General features: G+C 60.4%; 16 protein-coding genes. 8 read left to right on the top strand and 8 right to left on the bottom strand.

The genetic code is table 11. The features are described from left to right. Positions 1-24 precede the first annotated feature (24 nt). Positions 25-1,899: a purple acid phosphatase family protein gene (locus tag QP999_RS12590; protein ID WP_284848427.1), complete on the bottom strand. Its 1,875-nt coding sequence runs from the start codon at positions 1,897-1,899 to the stop codon at positions 25-27. A 222-nt stretch (positions 1,900-2,121) separates the two neighbouring features. Here QP999_RS12590 and QP999_RS12585 point away from each other — a divergent pair, with 222 nt between their 5' ends. After that, positions 2,122-3,873: an alkaline phosphatase D family protein gene (locus QP999_RS12585; protein ID WP_284848426.1), complete on the top strand. Its 1,752-nt coding sequence runs from the start codon at positions 2,122-2,124 to the stop codon at positions 3,871-3,873. Between the two features lie 32 nt (positions 3,874-3,905). On the opposite strand, the gene QP999_RS12580 is transcribed toward QP999_RS12585, so the two are convergent. Beyond that, the gene (locus tag QP999_RS12580) at positions 3,906-4,349 is read right to left on the bottom strand and encodes a DUF1990 domain-containing protein (protein WP_284848425.1); all 444 of its coding nucleotides are present in this window, start codon (positions 4,347-4,349) and stop codon (positions 3,906-3,908) included. Between the two features lie 59 nt (positions 4,350-4,408). Here QP999_RS12580 and QP999_RS12575 point away from each other — a divergent pair, with 59 nt between their 5' ends. After that, the gene (locus tag QP999_RS12575) at positions 4,409-5,614 is read left to right on the top strand and encodes a DUF418 domain-containing protein (protein WP_284848424.1); all 1,206 of its coding nucleotides are present in this window, start codon (positions 4,409-4,411) and stop codon (positions 5,612-5,614) included. Between the two features lie 7 nt (positions 5,615-5,621). On the opposite strand, the gene QP999_RS12570 is transcribed toward QP999_RS12575, so the two are convergent. The 3 genes from QP999_RS12570 to QP999_RS12560 are packed head-to-tail and all read right to left on the bottom strand — an operon-like array spanning position 5,622 to position 7,090. Beyond that, positions 5,622-5,930 (bottom strand): hypothetical protein, encoded by a 309-nt coding sequence (locus tag QP999_RS12570; RefSeq protein ID WP_070530331.1) that lies wholly within the window; start codon positions 5,928-5,930, stop codon positions 5,622-5,624. Between the two features lie 46 nt (positions 5,931-5,976). Continuing rightward, positions 5,977-6,636, bottom strand: a complete 660-nt coding sequence (locus QP999_RS12565; protein WP_284848423.1) for a DUF4232 domain-containing protein — start codon at positions 6,634-6,636, stop codon at positions 5,977-5,979. A 25-nt stretch (positions 6,637-6,661) separates the two neighbouring features. After that, complete coding sequence (locus tag QP999_RS12560; RefSeq protein ID WP_284848422.1) at positions 6,662-7,090, bottom strand: NUDIX hydrolase; 429 nt, start codon at positions 7,088-7,090, stop codon at positions 6,662-6,664. A 189-nt stretch (positions 7,091-7,279) separates the two neighbouring features. On the opposite strand from QP999_RS12560, the gene QP999_RS12555 reads away from it, so the two are divergent. Beyond that, complete coding sequence (locus tag QP999_RS12555; protein WP_284848421.1) at positions 7,280-8,482, top strand: S1 family peptidase; 1,203 nt, start codon at positions 7,280-7,282, stop codon at positions 8,480-8,482. Between the two features lie 176 nt (positions 8,483-8,658). Here the strand turns inward: QP999_RS12555 and hisN are convergent, their stop codons facing one another. Continuing rightward, positions 8,659-9,432, bottom strand: a complete 774-nt coding sequence (gene hisN, locus QP999_RS12550) for a histidinol-phosphatase (protein ID WP_284848420.1) — start codon at positions 9,430-9,432, stop codon at positions 8,659-8,661. Next, complete coding sequence (locus QP999_RS12545; RefSeq protein ID WP_284848419.1) at positions 9,425-10,252, bottom strand: inositol monophosphatase family protein; 828 nt, start codon at positions 10,250-10,252, stop codon at positions 9,425-9,427. The genes hisN and QP999_RS12545 overlap by 8 nt, the downstream gene beginning before the upstream one ends. Positions 10,253-10,321: 69 nt before the next feature. Here QP999_RS12545 and prfB point away from each other — a divergent pair, with 69 nt between their 5' ends. From prfB to QP999_RS12520, 5 genes are read left to right on the top strand one after another with little or no spacing between them, the layout of a single operon-like run. Continuing rightward, entirely contained in the window at positions 10,322-11,428 is a 1,107-nt protein-coding gene (prfB, locus tag QP999_RS12540) for a peptide chain release factor 2 (RefSeq protein ID WP_070524678.1), read from the top strand. Between the two features lie 33 nt (positions 11,429-11,461). After that, positions 11,462-12,151 (top strand): cell division ATP-binding protein FtsE, encoded by a 690-nt coding sequence (ftsE, locus tag QP999_RS12535; RefSeq protein WP_070530317.1) that lies wholly within the window; start codon positions 11,462-11,464, stop codon positions 12,149-12,151. Continuing rightward, positions 12,152-13,054: a permease-like cell division protein FtsX gene (gene ftsX / locus QP999_RS12530; RefSeq protein WP_070563535.1), complete on the top strand. Its 903-nt coding sequence runs from the start codon at positions 12,152-12,154 to the stop codon at positions 13,052-13,054. 54 nt (positions 13,055-13,108) lie between these two features. Beyond that, the gene (gene smpB / locus QP999_RS12525) at positions 13,109-13,612 is read left to right on the top strand and encodes an SsrA-binding protein SmpB (protein ID WP_070563537.1); all 504 of its coding nucleotides are present in this window, start codon (positions 13,109-13,111) and stop codon (positions 13,610-13,612) included. Positions 13,613-13,622: 10 nt separating this feature from the next. Continuing rightward, positions 13,623-13,979, top strand: a complete 357-nt coding sequence (locus tag QP999_RS12520; protein ID WP_102234029.1) for a DUF488 domain-containing protein — start codon at positions 13,623-13,625, stop codon at positions 13,977-13,979. On the opposite strand, the gene QP999_RS12515 is transcribed toward QP999_RS12520, so the two are convergent. Then, positions 13,976-15,247, bottom strand: coding sequence for an SLC5/6 family protein (locus QP999_RS12515; RefSeq protein ID WP_070563543.1), 1,272 nt, complete (start codon positions 15,245-15,247; stop codon positions 13,976-13,978). The two genes, QP999_RS12520 and QP999_RS12515, sit on opposite strands and share 4 nt — an antisense overlap. Between the last annotated feature and the right edge of the window lie 75 nt (positions 15,248-15,322).

Here is a 15,322-nt window from a genome sequence, read left to right as displayed (position 1 = left end):
TCCGTTTGCGTGTTTTAGGGGGCCTTAGAACAACCGGGTATACATCCGGTAAAGCGAGTCGAGCATGCTCTGAATGTTGTTGCGGACCGGGCTGTTCGGGTCCAGCGCCGCCACACCGCCGGCGACAATCAGCGCGCTGATGGCCCCCAACAGGAAGCCAATCATGCCGCCGCGAGAGGACGAGCACGAATCATCCGAGGACCCATCGGAGGAGCCTGCCGAGCTTGCCGACGCCCCCGCAGAGCCCTCGTCACAGTTCTCATCCGGCTTGGCTGGCTCACCTGGCTTGGCTGGCTTGGAGGGATCCGAAGGCTCGGAGGGCTCGGCAGTTTTGGTAGTGGTAATGGTCGTCGGCACCTTGGTGGTGATGGTCTTTTCCTCAGTGGTGGGCACCATCGAGGTCACTGTCTTGGTGGTCTTCTCCGCTGGGAGCGTGGTGGTCACCGTGGTGGGGACCTCTTTGGTTTCCGTGGTGGTCACGGTGGTCGGTACCTCCGTGGTGACGACCTCAGTTGTGGTCGCCGGTGCCGGGGTCGTCGGCTTCTCTTCGCGCGGGTCCGCAATGGCGTGGTCGTTGTTCTTCAGCGTGACCTTGTCCACCAAGTTCGGGTTGTTGGCGTTGTAGGTGCGGAAGGTGAGCTCATCACCGGTCACATCGACGACCATGTAGTCCTCGTCGTAGTCCTGGCGCCAGATCGCCGTGGACTCGTGCGGCAGAGCAGGGTCCATGTTTTCCATGCGGGCATTGGGGTACTTCTTCCCGTCCTCACCCTGGAAGTCATAGAACTTGCCGCCGCCCGCCGAGGTGGTGGTGATGTAGAGGACCTCACCGTCATTGGGGGCGAGGACGTCGCCACGCTTCGCAGGAGCCTTCACCGGCTCAAGGCCGTTCATGAGATGGGTACGGGTGTAGATGTGATCGTGGCCGCTGAGTACGGCATCGACGTCCAGTTCGGACATGACCGGAGCGAGCTTTTCACGGAGCTTGGTTACATCGCCATCGGTGTAGTGGGTGCCTTGAGAGAAGAAGGCGTGGTGCATGCCCACGATGATCCAGTCATTGAAAGCTCCGCGGTTTTCAATGGTCTTACGCATGAACTCCGCATGGCGCTCAATGTCCGCGTCACTGCTGGCGTTGGTGTCGAGCCCAAGGAAGAGAACGTTGTTGCGCTCAAAGTAGAAATCCCGCAGGTCTGGCTCCTGATTCGGGTTGATGAAGTGCTCATCGTAGTGCTTCATTGCCAGGTCTGACGGGTACGTCTCGTGATTGCCCGGCAGTGCGTTGGTGGGAATGTTTCGAATCTCCGGTGAGGAGAAGTAGCCGTCGTACTGCGCGATCGTCGCGCCCCAGCCCTCAACCTGGTCACCGAGGGACCAGATCATGCTGGCTTGAGGGGCGTCGGCAACCGCGTTGCCGATGGTCTTGTTCCACTGCTCGGTCTGACCCTTGATGTCGGCATCGACTCCAATCTGCGCGTCAGAAACCGTGACGAAGCTCCAGTCCTGGCCAAAGCTGCCGGTGTTAAAGCTTTCAGGCTCGGACCAGCCGCCCTCCTCGGAGCCGACGCGGTAGGTGTACTCGGTGTTTTCCTTTAGACCCGTAGCGGTGGCGTAGTTGGACACGTAGGCAATAGCGCCACCGTCCTTTTCCTCTGCTTCAAAGGTCTGGGCGCCGCCTGGGCCGGTGACCTCGAGGACTTCCTTGTCTGCCGGGCCCTGGGTGCGCCACGAGACAATGACGGAGCTTTCCTTGCTTCCCGGTTGGAGCACCATCCGGGAAATGGGGCTAGTTTGAGCGGTAGCCAGAACGGGAACGCTTACCTGTGAGGTGAAGACAAGAGCGGCCGCGGTCATGGTGGCTACGCCAGCGGAGGCGGGAGAAAAACTAAAACGCTTCATTATTGCTTTGTGTGCCTTTTGCGATGAATATCGGAAGTTGAATGTGAGAGTGTTTCTCTGCTGAGAAAACAGAGAAACAGACATGACCTAGTCACAGAAACATCTCAAGGTGAACCTTCGGTTAAGCAGAATAGAAATCTGTGGAACATGCCCCCGGTATAGGGGATATCACGCGCTGTTTCGCGTTGAAATAGCAGTTTTGGTGAGCTTATGTTTAGCCCCATGTCCCACGAATTCGGGTCCACAGATACCCCAGACTCTTCAGAATCTTTAAGAAACTCTCGCGCTATCCGCTTTAATCGACGCACCGCGCTGCGTTGGGGCGCCGTTGGTGCATCCACCGCGGCCGCTGGCTATGGGCTGTCGGCAGCAACTGCCCAGCACGGCACCCCGCGCCAGGCCCCGTTGGAAGCGTATAACCAGTACACCGGCGCCCAGCTGCCTTTCCTCCACGGCGTTGCGTCCGGCGATCCGCTGCCCACCTCGGTGGTGCTGTGGACCCGCGTCACCCCGGACCGGGATGCCCTGCCTGGTTCTGGCATGGGAGACGACGTTCACGTGGCATGGGAGATTGCTACAGATGAGGCGATGGGTTCCGTGGTGGCACACGGCCAAGAGGTTGCCTCCGCGGAGCACGACCATACCGTTCACGTAGATCCCTTTGGCCTGAACCCGGACACCGTGTACTACTACCGCTTCCAGGTGACCTCGGGTGAGCATAGCGGGGCGTATTCGCCCGTGGGCAGGACGAAAACTGCGCCAGCTGTCGATGCCCAGGTAGACAACCTGAAATTCGCCGTGGCCTCGTGCGCCAACTACGAATCGGGCTTCTTTAACGCCTACAAGGACATGGCGGAGCGTGGACGCTCCGGGGAGCTTGACTTCGTGGTCTTCCTTGGGGATTACATCTACGAATATCCCACGGGGGAGTACGTGGGCAAGAGTGGTGTGGCACGTGAGCACCACCCCGTGTGGGAGATCGTCACGCTGGAGGATTACCGCATCCGCTACGGCCGCTACCGCACCGACGAGCACCTGCAGGCTGCGCATGCTGCGGCCCCGTGGGTCGTGGTGTGGGATGACCACGAGACAGCCAACAACTCCTGGCGCGAGGGCGCCGAAAACCACACACCTGGGTTTGCAGAGGGCGAGTGGTCCCGCCGTTGGAACGACGCCTTGCAGGCCTATTACGAATGGATGCCGCTGCGCCAAAAGCAGCTGAGCGAGGGCGGTAAGCTTTACCGCAACCTGCGCTTCGGCTCCCTCATGGAGCTCACCATGATGGACTTGCGTACCTACCGCGATCAGGAAACCACCGCTGCTAACTTCGGGGACCCGAATCGAACCATCGTGGGTAACGAACAGCTGCAGTGGCTGCGGGACACTATTTCGATGTCAGACGCCACGTGGATGGTGATGGGCAACTCGGTGATGATGGCTCCCATGCGCCTGCTGACCATCCCAGGTAATGATGCCGCCAATGAGGGCTTGCGCTTTGTCAAGGGCAATACTTCTGGCTTCGCCGTGAATTCGGATCAATGGGATGGATACGCCGCCGACCGTGACCGTGTACTCGAGGCTCTTGATGCTCGCGAGGGCAACTCCTTCTTCATTACCGGTGATATTCACTCGGAATGGGCCAACGACATCTACCTGCACGACAAGCGCGTGGCCTGTGAGCTGGTGACTACCTCAATTACGGCGCCCAACGTCGACGAAATCCTCACCACCTACACAGGCACCTACCACGGGGAGGATAATTCGACTTCGCTGCTTATTGAAGGTGCAATCAAAGACGCGAATCCGTGGGTGAAGCACTTGGACTATGACTCCCACGGCTACGCCGTGGCACACCTTTTCGCTGACCACGTGGACATGCACTACTACCGAGTTTCTGATGTGGAAGCTGAAGATGCTTCGGTATCGCTAGCAGTGAGCAAGACGTGGAATCCCAAGGATGGATTCACCGCCTAGCCGCCATTCGACGGTGAGGTCGCCGGGCGGGATCAGTCCAGCGCTTTAAGGTAAAAGAATCCAATCAGCGCGCGCCGGGGAATATCGAGAAGCGGGCGCAGGAAGGGGAGGCGGGCGGGTTGGGAGGAGGCGTCGACAAGCAGCAGCGTGCGCCCATCCCGTAGGCGCTCCAGGGTAAAGGTCTCCTCGCCGCGCTCAATATGGCCGGGAAGGGTGCCGTAGGTAAAGCCACACCGGCGCTCCTCGCGGAAGACATCCACGACCCGGCAGCGAAACTTCCACGGCCCCAGCCCGAGGCTGACCTCAGCGCCTTCCTCCACCGTGGCGTGGCTGGGCCGTACCCGGAAGAGACCGCTGCGCTGCAGGCCCCAGCGGAAGAGTTTGTCCGCGGCGTCATCGAATTCAGCGTCTATGACGCGGGACATGTGCAGCTGCGGGAAGCCCTCGGTGGAGGAGTACGACAGTGGCTCAGGCATGGGGCTTAGCCTAGTCAAACCGCCCTTAGATGATGCTTGAGAAGAGTAAAATAGGGTGTATGCAGGAGAAACGACAACGACTTATCGTTCCTGACTTAGCGCGCGGCACGGCGCTTTTGGGGATTGCCATGGCGAACGCCGTGCAGAGTTGGGTAGTCAATGATTGGTCGATAGGTCCCAGCTCCACCGTGGGCGGTGTGCGTCCCGATAACACCTTAGACATCGTGGCGGCGGTGTTCACCGGCATGTTTGTACGTGTGCGAGGCCTGCCCATGTTCTGCATGCTGTTGGGATTCGGCATTGGTCTCATTGCTGCTAGTTTGCAGCGTAAGGGCTACACCATTAAAGAATCGCGGCGCGTACTCATCCGCCGCTACGGGCTGCTTGCAGTTTTTGGTCTGGCGCATGGCTTCGCGCTTTTCGACGGTGACATCATGCTGGTCTATGGCCTCATGGGCATCGCCTTGGCTTGGTGCTTTACGCTTTCGACGCGCACGCTGCGGCGCATTGCCTACTGGTTCTTTGGCGGCTATGCGGTTTTCGCCGGTTCGGGCGCGGTGGGAGCCTATTTTGGCTACTTCAATCCTCTGCCCAACTCGCGTCCGATGACCGCTGATCTTGTCACATTCGGTGACTATTTCGCCCGCAACCTGCGCGGTGAGGTTGCTGCTCTGGGGCAGATCCCCATCACATTTGTGGGGCTGGTAGGCGTTTTACTCATCGGATATATCTGGGCGCGGGAGGGCGTGCTTGCAAACGTTTCTGCGCACCGCCGAACCTTGGTCACCTGGGTTGTTATTGCAGGTATGGTCATTGTCTTTGTTGGTCTTCCGTGGGGGCTTGCGGCCGCTGGCGTTGTGTCAACCGAATTGGAACCGGTGTTCTTGATGCTGAACCAAGCTTTTGGCTTTCTTACGGGTCCTGGCATTCTGGCGGTTTTGGCACTGCTCACGGAGAAACTCAACAATCGCGTTCCTGGGTGGGCCTTTGCTTTCGTGGCGTTGGGCAAGCGCTCTATGTCGGGCTACATTGCGCAATCGGTTTTGTTTATTGTTCTTGTCACCCCAGCCGGCTTCGGACTAGGCGCGGATGCTTCGGTGAGCGGCAAGCTTGGAATCGGTCTGCTGGTCTTTGTCCTTACGCTGCTGCTCGCTGCTCTGCTTGAGGCTTGGGGCAAACCTGGCCCGTTCGAGTGGGCGCATCGCCGGCTGGCGTACGGCCCAACGTGTCGTATTGAGTCTAAGTCGGCTCTCGGGTCGGCTTGATGTTGGTTTAAACGGCTGATTTCTCGCGCAGAAGCCAGCCGCAGAGCTCCTTCTGCGCGCGGTCCACGCCACCGGGGTAGTTTTCCTCTAGCTCGAGTTTTACGTTATCAAAGATACGTTCCGAGATGAGTTCCGCGCGCTCTCTACTCAGCTGCCCGCGCAGCTCATCGAGCGGCACCTTAAGCTCCGTGTACGGACTCGGGCGGAAGTACCATGACCGCATGTCTTCCGAATAAACGACAATGATCGTCTTCGTCATGTGCGATTCCAATACAACATTGCCAAACACGAGTGATGTTAGCTTCGTGGATTCCATGGGCGCGAGTGTAGACCGTTTTGGATCCTTAACAAGGTTAAGCGTTCTAGCCTGCCGAGACGGGCTGGATTGAGAGGTAGTTCACGTCGCCCGCGCAGCCTTCGAAGCCGGGAACTCGGATGAAGGCGCTGGCGGTCTCGCCGGGTGGGTAGACGCGCAAGCCGTCGGCTGCTTGGGGCTGACAGGAAGCGGGATCGAGGACGCCGACGTTGGTCATTTTGAGGCTCGCCGAAGCGGTGTGGCCTGGCTCTAGCGTGACGGGTGCCGTTTCTTGGCCGGTTTCGCGCTCGGCGGCGGCGCCAAGTTGGGTGCCGTCGTCATTGGTGACGGCCGAAACGCCAGGGAAGCCGTTCAATGTACAGGGCTCGGAGGAGGTGTTGGTAAAAGTGATGTCGGCTAAGCGTGAGCCCGCGGCACCCTGCTCGTTGGATAGCCCGATGACGAGTTGTTCCGTGGCGCACGTGCCATTGGCCGCGGCCTGGGCGGTCGTGCCTGTATCAGGCTGTGCCTGACTGGGGTCTGCTGGATCTGCGTCGGGGGTCTGCTGGTCCGCGGGAACTAGACCTGCAGTCTCCGTGCCGGCGGGTTGGGTGGTGGTAGGGGAGGCAGCGTCAAGCGTGGCATCAGTGTTTTCATCGGTGGCGCAGCCGGTGAGCGCTAGAGCGAGGGATGCGGCGAAAACGGGGAGTAGTCGCTGTGTAGTCATGGTGCGGAGTCTAGGCGTTGAGCTTTTAGAGTTCTTGCAAAGCGGGGAATACGCGCTCCTTGAGCAAAGGGGCGATGTCGACATCCGGGGCAGCGGGATCGACCCACGCTAGCTCCGCGATCTCCTTGTCTGGATGCGCGACAGAGATTTCTTCCTCGTAGACATAGACGTGTGCGTGGATGTTGTGTGGGGCGCTGTTAGCCGCCGGTGAGATATACGTGGCCAGGCGGCGAAGCTTCGATATGTCGACCACGGCGCGCACGGCCTCGTGAGCGATGAGCTGGGCTGCGTGGGCGGGATTGATCGTGTCATCGATGGAGCCATACGGCAGGACAAACTCCGGGGTGGAGGTGATGCGGAGGACGAGCACGCGGCCGTGGGTATCACGCAGAACAACGGCGACAATTTCCTCAATGTCTGCAGAGGGTGAAGGAGAATTGGAGGTCTCAGACATGCCTCCATAGTAGGTCTGCGCGGGGTGCGGAGAGCGGTGAAGAAAGAGAGGGGGCACCCGAAAGCTGTCAGTAATGTAACGGGTTGGACACAGTCACACACGTTAGAAAACGGCCGTCCAAGGCACGTGCCATCATAGGGGAAGGCTTATAGACCATTACGAGAAGAAGTGAAAGAGGAATTGCTCAATATGCGAAAAATTCCGCACCTTAAGAAAGTCCTCGTGGGCTCGGCTTTCGCAGGTGCGTTCTTCCTGGGTAACCCAGCGGCGGATGCCCAGGAACTTCCCACAATCCCGGAGATTGATTCGGCAGGTTTTGTTGATCAGGTACGCGAGGATCTGCAGTCCGTGGGCATTGAGACCATGCCCGTGGACAAGGGGCTGACAGACTCCGTCGATTCAACAGTCAACGGCGCCGCCGCAGCGGTGTCGAATGATGCGTCCCAGGCAGTTGCTGGGGCCGTGAATTCCCCTGCGGCGCAGCGCCTTGCGGGGCGAGCAAACCTGGATACCCAGTTACCGGTTCCGGCAGCACCGCAGGACTACGCTGGTGCCGACGCCAGAACGGGTGAACCGCTGACGAATCCTGTCCCCATCGGATTGCTGGAGGAGGCCACGCAGCCGGAATTCGTGCCACAGGGCACTGATCCGAACTATGCGTGGAAGAATGACCTGTTTTCCAAGATCGCTGCCGGTAAACCGCAGGCGGACTATGTCCTGCACCGAGTGCCTGGTTCCTACTATGACGCTCCTCAGATTCCGGAGGAATCTAATGTAGCGATGACCGAAGGCAAGTCCCTGTATGGCCCGGGTACCCCGCTCTACATTCATGAGGACACCATGTGCACGCTGACGGCAGCCGGCACCGATGCGGAAGGCCGCAAGGTCGGTATTACCGCTGGTCACTGCGGAAATGTCGGCGATCCGGTCTCTTCGGCAGACTCCTGGCAGGTTGGCCCGACCGGCACCGTGGTGTCAAAGAATGAGCAGCTGGATTATTCGCTCATCGAGTTCGGCTCCAAGGCCGAGGTGTCCCGTAGCTACAACGGCGTGACCGCTAATGGGGTTGGTGGCACCACCCAACCGGGCGATATCACCTGCAAGAACGGCGTGGCCACCGGCCGTACCTGTGGCATGACCTTCCAGCACACCGAGCGCGTCACCGTCAACCAGGTGTGCGCCATGGTTGGAGACTCCGGCGCTCCGGTCTTCCGCAACGGCCGCATCGTCGGCTCGGTATCCCGCGGCCTGATTCCGGGGCTGCCGTCGTGCCACACCCCGTGGCAGGGCGCGCTGCACAACCCCACGGTTGTGTCTAACACCGATGCCATCATCGCGGATCTGAACCGCCGCGAGGGCGTAGGTTCCGGTTTCGCGCTTCCGGAGAACTAACCACCACTGCGAAACCGGTCACGGAGCCGTGGGCGCGTGGCCGGGAGAGTACGTTTCTAACAAATAGTGCCCCAGATCTTTAAAGATCTGGGGCACTATTTGATCGAAGCGTCACCGGGCGCGACGCTGGGGAATGACGCTGGCGTGCGGCGCCGCGCTGCGGTGCCGCAGGGGAGTTAGGAGAGGGCGGAGAGGGCGACGCCATGAAGCTTGCCGTTGGAGGCAAGCGCTGAGCCGCCGTGGGGCCCATCTTCACCGCGAACGTTGGTGAAGCGGCCACCGGCCTCGGTGACGAGGAGCGCCGGGGCGGCCAAGTCCCACAAGGAGACCTCGGGTTCGGCGGCGATGTCGACGGCACCCTCGGCCACGAGGCAGTAATTCCAGAAGTCGCCGTAGCCGCGCAGACGCCAAACCTTGTCCGTCAAGGACACGAAAGCATCGCGGTTTGAGCCCCAACCGGACAAGGAACTCATAGCAAGGGAGGCATCCGCCACGTCGGAGACCTCGGAGACGCGTAGGCGCTTGGGTTCCCCGCCGAAGACGCGGTAGGCGCCGCCCCCCTTGGCCGCATACCAGCGGCGGCGCAGGGCCGGGGCGGAGACGACGGCGACGACCGGCTCGCCGTCCTCCAGTAGTGAGATCAGCGTGGCCCAGACGGGGACGCCGCGCACGAAATTCTTCGTGCCATCGATGGGATCGATAACCCACTGGCGGCCCTCGAAGCAAGCCTCGCCGCCGAATTCTTCACCCAGAACTTCATCGCGCGGGCGCGAGCGTTTCAGCGCCTCGCGGATGGCCTTTTCGCAGGCCAGGTCGGCGTCGCATACCGGAGTCATGTCCGGCTTCTCCTTGACGGACAGGTCTGCTGCCTCAAAGCGGTGCATCGTGATGGCATCCGCATGCCCGGCCATCTCCAAGGCCAAGCCGAGGTCTTCTTTGTACTTACCCACGGAGCCATTCCTCCATCTGATCAACTACCTGTTTATTGCCCGCGATACACCATTCCACACCGCCGGCTTCAACCTTGCGCGCCGCGCCGCCTGCCGCGAGCACCAGCGCTTGGCCCGGATACCAATCCCAATCCTTCACGGAATGCTGCATCCATGCTCCCCACGTGCCATCCGCCACGCAGGAGAGGTCCACGGACCCTGCGCCTAGCATGCGCACGGTGGCAAAGTGCGGGGCCACCTTCTCCCAAGCGGAGGCGATGGCGGGATCCGTGATGGAGGTGGGGTGCAGGTACGTCGACAAGCACAGCTTGTCGGCGGGGGCGTCGGTGAGCTTGGTGACGTCCTTGCCATCCAGGCTGGTGGGGAAGTCACGGCCACCAAACCACGTGTAGCCCATGGCGGGGCGGTGGACGGCGCCGAGGATGACTCCTTCAGCGTCGACAAGCGCTAGCGCAGAGCACCAATAATCGGATCCGGAGGCAAAGTTGTAGGTGCCGTCGACGGGGTCGATGACCCAGGTCCGGCCGGACTTCGACTCGCGGTTCGCGCCTTCCTCGCCCACGATGCCGTCCTCTCCGCGCAGGGCTTCGAGCACACCGGCGACGAAGCGCTCGGCGGCGAAGTCGGCGTCGGTGACGACATCGGAGACGGAGGTCTTTTGCTCTATGTCTACTCCCTGCTCGCGGAGGCGCCAGGCCAGGCGGCCTGCGTTATAGACAAGCGCCTGGGCAAGGTGGGCGTCGGTATCGTCCGCGTGGGCAACGATAAAGGTCTTGATGATGGCATCGATCATCTCGGTGAGGCTTGGCTGGTCACTCATGCCGCCTATTGTCGCGCTAAACGCGGCCGATGGCTAATCAGGGAGAAAGAATAAGTAGAGTAGGGGGCTATGCGTCCGGAACAAACAGCACGACTTGAGGAACTCAGCGCCACTTTGACCTCCATAGAAAAGGTGATGGACCCGGAAGCGGTGTCCGAGCGCGTGCGCGAACTCGAGGCCCAGGCGGGGGATCCGTCGCTGTGGGACGACCCAGACCATGCGCAGAAGGTGACCTCGGAGCTCTCAGCGCAGCAGGCAAAACTGCGCAAGCTGAATTCCCTGCGGGGGCGGATCGAGGACCTTCCGGTCATGTCCGAGCTGGCGGAGGAGGAGGGCGATGAAGCCTCCAAGGAACTCGTGGACACAGAACTGAAAGAGCTTGGCGCGGCCATCGAGGCGCTTGAGGTAACTACGATGCTCTCCGGCGAGTATGACGAGCGCGAGGCCGTCATCAACATCCGCTCCGGCGCGGGGGGCGTGGATGCGGCGGACTGGGCGGAGATGCTCATGCGTATGTACACGCGCTGGGCGGAAAAGCACGGACACAAGGTCGATGTCTATGACATTTCCTATGCCGAAGAGGCCGGTATCAAGTCTGCCACCTTCGTGGTGCACGGCGAATACATGTATGGCCAGCTCTCCGTGGAACAGGGTGCGCACCGCCTCGTGCGCATCTCGCCTTTTGATAACCAAGGCCGCCGCCAGACCTCCTTCGCGGAGGTGGAGGTGCTGCCGGTGGTGGAGCAGACTGACTCCATCGAGGTTCCGGATTCGGAGGTGCGCGTGGATGTCTACCGCTCTTCGGGTCCTGGTGGTCAGTCCGTGAATACGACGGACTCGGCGGTGCGCCTGACACACATCCCGACGGGAATCGTGGTGACCTGTCAGAATGAGAAGTCCCAGATCCAGAACAAGGCCTCTGCCATGCGCGTGCTGCAGGCGAAGCTGTTGGAGCGCAAGCGTCAGGAGGAGCGCGCGGAGCTTGATGCGCTGGGCGCCGGTGGCAATGCATCCTGGGGCAACCAGATGCGCTCTTATGTGCTGCATCCGTACCAGATGGTCAAGGATCTGCGGACGAATTACGAGGTAGGGGATCCCTCCAAGGTCTTGGACGGAGATATCGATGGCTTCCTTGAATCCGGAATCCGGTGGCGCATGGCGCAGCAGGAGGCCTAGGCCCGAGTGGCAAATGTTGCTAATGTGGCTTAAGTGATCACTTTCGAGAATGTGTCCAAGGTCTATCCGACCTCCACTAGGCCCGCTCTGGACAACGTGTCCTTTGAGATTGAGGACGGCGAATTCGTCTTCCTCATCGGCCCGTCCGGCTCCGGCAAGTCGACCTTCCTCCAGCTCATGGTGCGCGAAACCAATGTGAGCTCGGGAGACATTTACTTCGGGGACTTCCACGTCAACACGTTGAAAGGCCGCGAGGTCAATAGCCTGCGCCAATCCATCGGCTACGTCTTCCAGGATTTCCGGCTTCTGCCCAAGCTCAACGTCTACGACAACGTCGCCTTTGCCCTCGAGGTCATTGGCAAACGCAAGGCGCGGATTGCCAAGCAAGTGCCCGAGGTCCTCGACATGGTCGGCCTAGGCGCCAAGCAGCATCGCATGCCGCACGAGCTTTCCGGCGGTGAGCAGCAGCGCGTGGCGATTGCGAGGGCCTTTGTCAACCGCCCCAAGCTGCTGCTTGCCGACGAACCCACGGGCAACCTCGATCCCTCCACTGCCGCGGAGATCATGGCCTTGCTCACCAAGATCAATCGCCGCGGAACCACCGTGGTGATGTCGACGCACAACGCGCGCGCGGTCAACGAGGCCCGCCAGCGCGTCATCGAGCTGCACAACGGCACGCTCGTGCGTGACGAGAAGAATGCAATGTACGGGGAGGCGGTCTAGGTGAATCTAGGCTTTGTTTTCAGGGAAGCCTTTAAGGGGCTCGGGCGCAACATCACCATGACTATCGCCATGGTGATTACCACCGCCATTTCGGTGGCGTTGGTAGTGGCCGGCGTCTTGGTCACCCAGATGACCAATGACACCAAGGACATCTACCTCGAGCGTGTCGAGGTCATGGTCCAGCTCAATGAGGAGATTTCAGCCAACGATCCGGACTGTAAGGATGCCGCGTGTGCCGGGCTGAAGAAGAAACTGGAAGCGGATGAGGACATTGAGTCCGTGAGCTACCGCAACCGCGAGGATTCCTATCAGCGCTTCGTGGAGCTGTTCAAGGACACCGATCCGGTCATGGTTGAGGAAACCTCCCCGGATGCGCTGCCGGCTGCCTTCCACGTGCGGTTGAAGGATCCGACGGATACCGCGCCTATCGACGCCATTGCTTCCGACCCCGCTGTTAGCGACATCGTCGACCAGCAGGAGGAGGTTCGCAGCGCCGCTGGCAACTTGGACGCCATCCGGAATGCCACCTTCATCCTTGCCGCGGTCATGGCGCTCGCAGCCATCATGTTGATTGCGAACATGGTGCAGATCGCCGCCTACCAGCGCCAGCGAGAGACCGCGATTATGCGTATCGTCGGTGCCTCGCGATGGGTTACTCACGCGCCCTTCATCATGGAAGCAGTCCTCGGTGCTGTCGGCGGCGTTGTCCTCGCCGGTATTGGCGTCATCCTGGGCAAGAACACCGTGCTCGATCCCGCCCTCAAGGACCTGTACCACAACCAGCTTCTAGCCCCGGTGACCTCTGGGGACGTCTGGACGGCGCTGCCCATCGTCGGGCTTGTGGCAATTGTGTGTGCTGCGCTGACCGCACAGGTGACCATGCGCGCCTACGTGCGGACCTAGAGCTGCAGGGGCGATGTGGATTTTGCCTGGCAGTAGCGTAATATAGTCCGAACTATGGCGAAGAAGGCAAAGAAGAAAAAGGCGGCCGTCGACAATAACTCGACCCTTGCCACCAACCGACGTGCCCGCCACGACTACACCATCCTCGACACCCTGGAATGCGGCATGGTGCTCGTGGGCACCGAAATTAAGTCGATGCGCGAAGGCAAGATTTCCCTTACGGATGCCTTCGCCACTATTGACGACGGCGAGGTCTACATCCGCAATCTCCACATCCCGGAGTACTCCCAGGGAACGTGGACGAATCACTCGCCCAAGCGCACGCGCAAGTTGCTCTTGCACCGCCGGGAGATAGACAAACTCATGGGGCAGGTGCGCGACGGCAACAAGACCCTGATCCCGCTCAAGGTCTACCTGAAGGACGGACGCGCCAAGTGTGAACTCGGCCTGGCCAAGGGTAAACAGGACTATGACAAGCGTGAAGCAATTAAGCGCCGTGACCAGGACCGCGACATTACCCGCGAGCTGGGTCGCCGCGTCAAGGGGATCAACGCCTAACCTGGGAGCCATGATTTATACGGCCAAGGTTCATGACGTTATTCGGGGCGAGGAGCAACCGCGTGGGGTAGCGGTGCTCGTCGATAAGCTCTGGCCCCGTGGCGTGGCCAAGGAGCGCCTGCCCTATGACCACTGGTTCAAGGATGTCGCGCCCAGTCCGGGGTTGCGTAAGTGGTGGGGGCACGATGTCGATGCTTTCGAAGAGTTTGCCCGGCGTTACCGCGCGGAGCTCGACGCGAATGACAGCGAGGAGCTGGAACAACTGCGCCACCTTGCTGAGCTTGGCGACGTCACCCTCCTCTTTGCTGCCAAGGACCGCGAGGTCAACCACGCCACTGTGTTGAAGGCGTGGTTAGAGGAGAGCTAGGCGAATAGTCCCCAAATGGTGGCGCCTACGGCGATGAGGCCCGTGACGACGACGAACACGTTGCTGGGGCGGCCGCGGAATTGCTTGAGAGCATCGATGCGGTGGATGGCATACATCGGCAGCAGGTAGAGGATCGAGGCGATGAAGGGGCCACCGATGGCTTCGATAAGCCCCAGGATCGATGGATCGATGATCGCGACAACCCACGCGGCCACGAAGATGATGCCGTGCATGATGGAATTGAGCTGCTTTTCCGAGAGCTTCGCCGTAGCGTGCGGTGCGGCGCTGCGCAGCAGGAAGTTGCCGCCCTCGGTGGCCCCCAACACGTGGCCGAAGTAGGAGGAGATGATGGCGATCATCGCGATGATGGGGGAAAGGAAGGCCAAGACCGGAACGCCGGTGACGTTGGCCAAGTAGGACAAGACCGGCAGGTTCTGCTCGCGGGCCTCCGCGAGCCCGTCTGCACCGAGCGTGAGGGTGCACGACCACACGAAGAACATGGTGAACACGGTGAGCAGAATCGCTGTCAGCGCCAGCGCGCGCGACGCATTCTCGGAGCTCTTCTCGCGGCCGTGTGCAGCGACCATAGCCAAGGAAAACTGGGAGATGGCGGGGGAGTGGTTAAAGGAGAAAACCAACACGGGGATGATGAGGGCGACAGCACCGACGACGCGCCAATCATTGTTGCCAACTTCCATGAAGGAGGCGATATCCCAGCGCGGGATGAGATAAATGGACAGCGCGCCGAGACAGAAGATCAGCGGATACACCAGGAACTGCGTGACGGCGAGCACCATGCGTTGGCCAAAGGTGAAGACGATGGTCATGATGCCCACGAGGAGGAACGACAATAGAGGACGCGGAACCGAGGGCCCGTGTAGCTGGTTGACGATGAAACTATCAACCGTATTGGTGATCGAAACGCCATAAATGAGGACGATGGGGAAAATTGCGCAGAAATAAACCACCGAGATGATAAATCCTGCGCTTTTGCCGAAGTAGTCCGTGACCACCGCGGTGATGTCCTCACCCTGGCGTGGCGACGCACAAATCATGCGGGCGAGCCCGCGGTGGGAGAAGTACGTCATCGGGCCGATCAGGATGGTTGCCACGAGTAGCGGCCAGAAGCCGAAGCTGCCGGCGTTGATGGGAAGGAACAAAATGCCGGCGCCCACGGCGGTACCAAAGAGGGAGATGGCCCATTCGGTATTGCTCGCTTGATGGTGGGCGGTTTCTTGGGAGCTAGAGGTTTCGGTGGTTGCGCTCACTTTGCAGCCTTTAACAAAGTAGGTGAATAGGACTCACACACCTTAACAGCGTTTAAGTTGATGTTAATCACAAGG

The organism is Corynebacterium sp. MSK004, assembly GCF_030232515.1.
In the GTDB taxonomy this organism is placed as follows: domain Bacteria; phylum Actinomycetota; class Actinomycetes; order Mycobacteriales; family Mycobacteriaceae; genus Corynebacterium; species Corynebacterium hesseae.
Note: the sequence above shows the minus strand (reverse complement) of the source record. Positions and strands in the feature narration are given on the sequence as shown.